Source organism: methanotrophic endosymbiont of Bathymodiolus puteoserpentis (Logatchev) (assembly GCF_900128525.1).
Taxonomy (GTDB): Bacteria; Pseudomonadota; Gammaproteobacteria; order Methylococcales; family Methylomonadaceae; genus Methyloprofundus.
Genome location: NZ_FQTQ01000090.1, coordinates 1 through 1,372 on the forward strand (window position 1 = coordinate 1; position 1,372 = coordinate 1,372).

Below are 1,372 nucleotides of genomic sequence, written 5' to 3' on the forward strand. Positions count from 1 at the left end.
CTTTAACCTTGTTCACAACAACTGATCCTTCGTCCCCAGAATTAGCAGCAATTTGACGAATAGGGCCTTCCAAAGCACGCAGAATTAACTTCACACCTGCTTCCTGTTCAGTGTTGGTAGCATCAACCTTGATAGCAGACATCGCACGCACTAAGGCGACACCACCACCAGCCACTACCCCTTCTTCAACAGCAGCGCGAGTTGCATTTAGTGCATCTTCCACACGAGCTTTCTTCTCTTTCATTTCTACTTCACTGCCTGCACCAACCTTGATGACAGCAACCCCTCCAGCCAACTTCGCTACCCTCTCCTGGAGTTTTTCTTTATCATAATCAGAAGAAGATAGCTCTATTTCAGCCCTAATCTGACTAACACGGTTAGAAATTTCAGTCTGGTTGCCTGTACCACCTACAATAGTGGTATTTTCTTTAGAGATAACAACACGTTTGGCAGAACCCAAACTCTCCAGAGTAGCGCCCTCTAGAGACAAGCCAACTTCCTCAGAGATAACTGTACCGCCCGTAAGGACAGCAATATCCTGCAGCATACCCTTGCGACGATCACCGAAGCCTGGTGCTTTAACTGCAGCTACCTTAACAATTCCTCGCATGCTATTAACAACCAACGTAGCCAGCGCTTCACCCTCAATATCTTCAGCAATAATTAACAACGGCTTACTAGCCTTAGCAACAGACTCCAAAATTGGTAGCATATCTCGAACGTTAGATACTTTTTTGTCAACTAACAAAATAAAAGGAGCTTCCAGTTCAGCAGAAAGACTCTCTTGATTATTTATAAAATAAGGAGATAAATAACCACGGTCAAACTGCATGCCTTCAACAACATCCAATTCGTTTTCCAGTCCAGTGCCTTCCTCAACGGTAATAACACCTTCTTTTCCTACTTTATCCATAGCCTTAGCAATAATTTGACCTACCTGCTCATCAGCATTGGCAGAAATAGTAGCCACTTGAGCAATAGATTTACTGTCTTCACAGGGAGTAGCCATGGATTTCAGCTGCATAACAACAGCAGCAACAGCCTTATCAATGCCTCGCTTCAGGTCCATAGGATTCATTCCTGCCGCAACGTATTTCAGACCTTCATTAATAATTGCTTGCGCCAGAACAGTTGCTGTAGTAGTACCATCTCCAGCTTGATCATTAGCTTGGGAAGCCACCTCTTTAACCAACTGAGCCCCCATGTTTTTAAATTTGTCTTGAAGCTCAATCTCTTTGGCTACGGAAACTCCGTCTTTAGTAATGACTGGAGCTCCATAAGACTTAGCTAAAAGAACATTGCGACCTTTAGGGCCCAAAGTAGCCTTTACTGCGTCAGATAGTACGTTGACGCCGGCTAGCATTAACTTGCG

The 1,372-nt window shown here is 44.3% G+C and carries 1 protein-coding gene; it reads right to left on the reverse strand.

The genetic code is table 11. The features are described 5' to 3' along the window. Nucleotides 1–1,372: chaperonin GroEL (gene groL, locus BQ7314_RS07555; protein ID WP_245394943.1), on the reverse strand; the 1,372-nt coding region annotated here is incomplete at both ends.